Annotated in this window: 4 protein-coding genes; all 4 read right to left on the reverse strand. The window is 71.5% G+C overall.

What is annotated here, in order from left to right; translation table 11 throughout:
* Positions 1–120: 120 nt before the first annotated feature.
* Positions 121–1,002, reverse strand: a complete 882-nt coding sequence (locus RBJ77_RS12815; protein WP_372345104.1) for a carbohydrate ABC transporter permease — start codon at positions 1,000–1,002, stop codon at positions 121–123.
* Positions 999–2,327 (reverse strand): carbohydrate ABC transporter permease, encoded by a 1,329-nt coding sequence (locus RBJ77_RS12820; RefSeq protein WP_372345105.1) that lies wholly within the window; start codon positions 2,325–2,327, stop codon positions 999–1,001. Before RBJ77_RS12820 ends, RBJ77_RS12815 begins: the two co-directional genes overlap by 4 nt.
* 130 nt (positions 2,328–2,457) lie before the next feature.
* A complete protein-coding gene (locus RBJ77_RS12825; RefSeq protein WP_372345106.1) occupies positions 2,458–3,837 on the reverse strand; it encodes an ABC transporter substrate-binding protein in 1,380 nt (459 codons plus the stop codon).
* Positions 3,838–4,346: 509 nt separating this feature from the next.
* Positions 4,347–6,411, reverse strand: a 2,065-nt coding sequence (locus RBJ77_RS12830; protein WP_372345107.1) for an FtsK/SpoIIIE domain-containing protein, incomplete at its 5' end; no start/stop codon positions are given.

The raw sequence follows: 6,411 nt of genomic DNA on the forward strand, positions 1-6,411 counted from the left end.
GGCATACTGCCCGGCAACGCCCGGTGGAGTGATCCGGTTACGCCGGATGTGGCATACGGGGGACGGACGAGGGGCGGCCCGGTCGTCCCGGTCCGCCCCTCAACGCGCCGTCCTCGTCCGCTACTTCACCGCACCCGCCATCACGCCGGAGACGAACTGGCGCTGGAAGGCGAAGAACACGGCCAGCGGGATCACCATCGAGATGAACGCGCCGGGGCCCAGCACGTCGACGTTGTTGCCGAACTGCCGTACCTGGGTCTGCAGCGCGACCGTGATCGGCTGGTTGCCGGTGTCCGTGAAGATCAGCGCGACCAGCATGTCGTTCCACACCCACAGGAACTGGAAGATGCCGAGCGAGGCGATCGCCGGACCGCCCAGCGGCATCACGACCCGGACGAACAGCCGCAGTTCACCCGCGCCGTCCAGCCGGGCCGCCTCCAGGAGTTCGCGCGGGATCTCCGCGAAGAAGTTCCGCAGCAGGAACACCGCGAACGGCAGCCCGAACCCCACGTGGAAGAGGATCACGCCGATCAGCGACCCGAAGATGCCGATGTCGCCGAAGAGCTTGGCGATCGGTACGAGGGCCAGCTGCACCGGCACCACGAGCAGCCCGACCACGATCAGGAACCACCAGTCGCGGCCCGGGAACTCCATCCACGCGAAGGCGTATCCGGCCAGCGACCCGATCACGATGACCAGCACCGTCGCGGGCACCGTGATCAGGGCCGTGTTCACCAGCGACCGGGTGATGTCGGAGTTCTCCAGCAGGCTCGCGTAGCTGTCGAAGGTCAGCTGCGACGGCTTGCTGAACACCTTCCACCAGCCGCTCGCCGACATGTCCTCCGGTGAGCGCAGCGAGGAGAGCAGCAGCCCGATGGTGGGGACCAGCCAGAGCGCGCCGACCAGGATCAGGACGAACTGCAGCACCCCGCCGCTGACCTTCTCGCCGATCCGGCCCGCGATCGACCGCTTCGCCTTCACCGACTCGTCGACGGTGCTCATCGCCGCACCTCCCGCCGCAGTCGCCTCATGTTGAACCACATCACCGGGATCACCAGCAGCAGCAGGAGGACCGCGATGGCGCTGGCCAGGCCTTCGTTGTTCTCGTTGAACGCCGACCGGTACAGCTGCAGGGCGAGCACGTTGGCGTCGTCCTGCGTGGCGCCCGGCGCGATGATGAAGATCAGGTCGAAGATCTTCAGGACGTTGATCATCAGCGTCACGAGGACGACGGCGAGGACCGGGGCGAGCAGCGGCACCGTGACCCGCCGGAACACCTGCCACTCCGTGGCGCCGTCGACCCGTGCGGCCTCCAGGAGTTCGCGCGGGATGCCGGCCAGGCCCGCGCCGATGAGGACCATCGCGAAGCCCGCCCACATCCAGATGTACGCGACCATGATCGAGGTCGTCACGATGTTGAGGTAGAGGTCGAACCCGCCCAGGTGGATCGTGAAGAACTTCTTGTCGCCGAGCCAGTCGACGCCGTTGTACGCCTCCTCGAAGTTCGACGCGGGGAGCCGGAGCCGCGACCCGTCGGCGCTCGCGGGGAGGGTGAAGGTGCCGTCGGCGGCCGCCGACGTCGAGGCGACCACCTTGCCGCCCTTGACCGCCTCGATCTTCATCCCGGGATAGCCGAGTTCGGTGGAGTCGACGTTGTTGATGCCGCCCGCGCCCTTGCCGAGGGTGAAGTCCTGCCAGACGGTGCCGGTCACCTTGTTCGGAGCGCTCGTCGCCTGCTTCGCGGGCTTCGCGCCGTCCGGCATCTGGTCGGCGGCGACCCCGACGAGCGGCAGCAGCACGTTGCCGCCCGCCTTCACCGGGTCCTTGGTCAGGTAGGGGCCGCCGCTCTTCCCGGCGAGCGGCGCGTTCGGCCGCGGATGGGCCTTCGGGAACGCGGACGACTCGGCGAACGTGTCGTGGATGCCGACCCAGACCGCGTTCACCGCGCCCTTCTCCGGATCCTGGTCGTACACCAGCCGGAAGATGATGCCCGCGGCCAGCATCGAGATCGCCATCGGCATGAAGACCACGAGCTTGAACGCGGTGCCCCAGCGGATCCGCTCCGTGAGCACCGCGAAGATCAGTCCGAGCACGGTGGCGACGGTCGGGGCGAGCACCACCCAGAAGATGTTGTTGTTGATCGCGGCCTTGGTGTCGGCCCGGGTGAACAGGGTCTCGTAGTTGTCGAAGCCGATGAAGGAGTTGCCCGACTGGTCGAAGAAGCTGCGCACGAGCGAGTACCCGATGGGGTAGACGACGAGCGCCCCGAGCAGCACCAGGGTGGGCAGCAGGAACAACAGCGCGATCGACCTTCGGGTGCCGGTCACGCTCTTGAAACGACGGTTCTTCGCTTGGGGGTCCGGCCCGGGGGGAGCCGTCACGTCACCTGCGTCGTCCGCAGGTGACGTGCGGTCCTTCCTCGCCGGGCCGCTGTCGGCGGCCGGTGTCATCGCCGCGTCAGTCCTTGTACGCCTTGGCCGCCTCGGCCTCCAGCGTCGCCTGGGTACCCGCGACGTTCTTCGGGTTCGTCAGGAAGTCCTGCAACGCCTTCCACTCGCCCTTGCCGGGCGTGCCGCCGAACGCCTGCGGAGTCTGGTCGGACATGTCGAACCGGAAGTCGTCACCGGCGTCGATCAGCGCCTTGGCGATCGTGCGCTGCACCTCGTTCGGGTACGCGGAGAGATCCACGTTCTTGTTGGGGGAGAGGTAACCGCCCAGCTTCGCCTGGATGGTGGCGGCGTCCGGCGACGCGAGGAACGTGACGAGCGCCTGCGCGGCCTTGGAGTCCTTCAGGATCACCGCCGCGTCACCGCCACTGACCACCGGCGCCTGGTCGCCGGCCGCCGGGAACGGGAACACCTTCGCGTCCGTCCCCACCTTCGCCTTCGTCTGCTGGATGTTGACCTGCACGAAGTCGCCCTCGTAGACCATGGCGCCCTTCGGCTGGTCGCCGCCCGTGAAGGTCTGCTCGACCGACTTCGTGAACTCGGTCTGCACGGCTTCCTTGTTGCCGCCCGCGATGAAGTCGCTCTTGCCCCACAGCTGCGCGAGCGTCGTCAGCGCCTGCTTGACCGACGGGTCCGTCCACTTGATCTCGTGCTTGGCGAGCTGGTCGTACTTCTCCGGCCCGGCCTGCGAGAGGTAGATGTTCTCGAACCAGTCGGTGAGCGGCCAGCCGTCCGCCCCGCCGATCGACATCGGCGTGACACCCGAGTCGTAGATCGCCTGCGCGGTGGCCAGGAACTCCTTCCAGGTCTTCGGCTCCTTGGCCGCCGCGTTCTCGAAGACCTTGGCGTTGTACCAGACCAGCGACTTGTTCGCGGCCTTGTAGTAGGCCGCGTACTGCTTGCCGTCGACCTTGCCCAGGTCCTGCCAGCCCTGCGAGTAGTTCTTGGTGAGCTGGGCCTGGGCGTCCGCGCCGAGCGGCTTCGCCCACTTCTTGTCGACCGCCTGCTTGATCGCGCCCGGCTGCGGCAGCATCGCGACGTCCGGCGGGGCGCCGCCCGCCACCTTCGACCCCAGGAAGTTGATGATCGGGTCCTGCGCCGGCACGAACGTGACCTTCGCGCCCGTCCGCTTCTCGAACTCCGCGAGGACCTGCTTGAAGTTCTTCTGCTCGTCGCCGGTCCAGACGGCGGCTATCTCCAGCGATTCGCCGTCCAGCTTGGGCAGTTGGAGCGACGAGCCCTTGGTGCTGCTGCTGCCGCCACTCGGCTCGTTCTTCCCGTTGTCGTCGTCCCCGCAGGAGGTGAGCGCAAGCGCCAGGGAGCCTACGGCTATGGCCACGACGGCTCGGCGGAGGGTGGGTGTCCTGGTTGTCCGAAGAGTGCTGCGCATCACTGCCCCGTTCTCGTCCTGAAGGCTGAACGTCTGTACTGAGCGCTGTGCCGTTCGCACTGGTCTACGCCCGACCAGGGAGAACCGGCAAGGGTGCCCGTACTGTCAAGACGGTGATCGTGACGGGGTCGTGATGCGTCAATGTCGTTACGGGCGGCCGGAGTTGACGGAGATCACTCCAAACACGAGACTCCGTCCCCGCCACGATCCCTGCCGCCGCCACGGCTCCCCACCCGAGACGGCCGACTCCGCCCCCGCCCGCCTTGGTCCCTGCCCCTGCCACGGCTCCCCACCCGAGACGGCCGACTCCGCCCCCGCCCGCCTTGGTCCCTGCCCCTGCCACGGCTCCCCACCCGTGACGGCCGACTCCGGCCCCGCCCCCGCCTTGGGCAATCTGCCGCCTGGGGCGGCAGGGTGGGCAAGGCGGCACCCCGGTGCGGCGCACCAGTCACGCGGGGCCGGGCCACGGTGCGGCAAAAAGCCCACGGCACACCGCACCCCGCCCCACCTCACAGCAGCGAAGGCACCTCTCGGGCCGACACCGACCGCGCGGCCCGCTCCAGCGCACTGGCCAGCAACGCCAGATCCGTAGGCCCGTTACCAAGCTCCCGCACGGGCCGCCGATCCGGCGGATCCCCCATCCGCGCCCAGTCCAGCACGACCACCGTCGGCCGCTGCGTAGCCGTACGAGGAATCCGCCCGGTCACCCGCCCGCCCTGGAACCCGGTGTCCCGCCCGTCGGCCCCCCGCAACACCCCACGCCCCGGCGCAGGATCCTCCGCCCCACCCGGCGGAGCGTCCAGCACCACGAACGGCGCCGCGCTCCACCCCGCCGCCCCGCCGGAGGCGAACGCCGCGACGAGATGCACCCCGAGCCGCTCCCCGTCCCGCGCCACGGCCTCCAGCGCCCGCACCACGGACCCCGCGGCAGGCCGCCCGGGCGACCCCAGCGGAGGCGCGAGCAGTGCGTCCAGATCGTCCACGACGACCACGAGCCGCGGCAGCGGAGGCGCGGCCTCCGCCTTCTCCCGAGCGGCCCCGGGCCGCAGCCGGATCGTCGAACTGGGCGGCGCCTCCAGATCACCGGCCCCCGCGGCGGAGCCGGTGCGCTGCGCCACGAGCCGCCCGGCCACGGCCCGCTGGGTGTGCCACTCGGAGAAGTGCGTACGCCCTATGAGCTCGGCCCGCCGCTTCAGCTCGGTGGTCAGCGACTGGGCGAACTCCCGCATCCGCACCGGGTCGTTGGCCGCGAGGTGCGTCGTGACGTGCGGCAGGTCCGTACAGACCCGCAGCCCCTCCACCCGCTCTCCACCGGGCCCGCCCTGACCGTCGACCAGGACGAGAGCGAGCCGGTCGGGCCGCTCGGCGGCGGCGAGGGACGCGGCGACCGACCGCAGCAGCTCCGTGCGGCCGCTGCCCACCGGTCCCTCGACCAGCAGATGCGGCCCCTCGGCGGCGAGGTCCACCCCGACGGGACCGCGCGGCCCCGCCCCCAGCACCGCCCAGACCCGGCCGCCCAGCGACTCCGGATCGTCCGCGGCGGCCGCCCACCGCGCCATCAGGGAGGCGGGAGTGGCCCGCGCCAGCCCCAACTCGTCCAGGAGGCGCGCGACATGGGGCAGCGGCGCGGAGACCCGGGCCTGCCGCTCGCCGGGCCCGCCCGCACCCTCCGTGCGCAACGGCGCGAGGGCCCGCGCGAACCGCTCCGCCCAGGCGAGCGAGACCGCGTCGGCCGTGGCGACCGTGCCGTGCCCGACGAGCCGGCCCTGCGCGGCCCGGTGCAGCCGCAGCGCCGTCGCCACGTCACCGCTGAGCAGGGCCACCGCGCCGCACGCCCGGAAGGCGGGGCTCTGCGCGCACGCCGACTCATAGGTCCGGTCGACCGGGGAGGCGGGCGTGGTGGCCGGCGTCTCGGCCAGGCACACGACGTGGATCCCGGCGGCCGCGCCCTCGGCGGCGAGGCGCACGGTGGCCTCCCGGAGCGACGCGGAGCCGGGGTCGCCGTCGATCACGACGACGGTGGAGATCGTGGAGCCGGGGGACACGCCAGAGGCGCCGGCGGTGCCAGAGGATGCGGAGGTGGCGGTCACCGGTGACCCGGCGGACCCCGCGGCCTCCCGCGATCCACCCTGCGCCGGAATGCCGCCCGGTGCCGGCCGGTGCCCCGCCGCATGGTCGTCCAGGCGGCGCAGCAGCTCACCGGTGCGGGCGGCGGCCTGCTCCCGGTCGTACGCGAGGAGCAGCCGGCAGTCCTGGCCGTGGGCCGGCCGCACGTGGGGCAGCCAGCCGAGCCAGGCCCAGTCGGCGATCCGCTGCTCGACGGGGCGGCCCCGGTCCGTGGCGATCAGCACGATCTCCAGGCGGTCCGGTGCGTGCAGCGCAGCGAGCTGGGACAGGGCGCAGCGGGCCAGCCCGGCGAGCCTGGGCCGCGGCCCGGCGAGGCCCAGGGCCCCGGCCTCGGCGAGCCCCACGGTCACCGGGACCGCGGGCAACAGCCCGGCGCCGTCCGGGCCCGTCCGGTCGACCGTGCCGAGCCGGACCGCCAGCGACTCCGGGTGCCCGGGACCGCGCTCC

The sequence above is a fragment of the Streptomyces sp. KL116D genome (assembly GCF_030766975.1).
Lineage (GTDB): Bacteria > Actinomycetota > Actinomycetes > Streptomycetales > Streptomycetaceae > Streptomyces > Streptomyces longispororuber_A.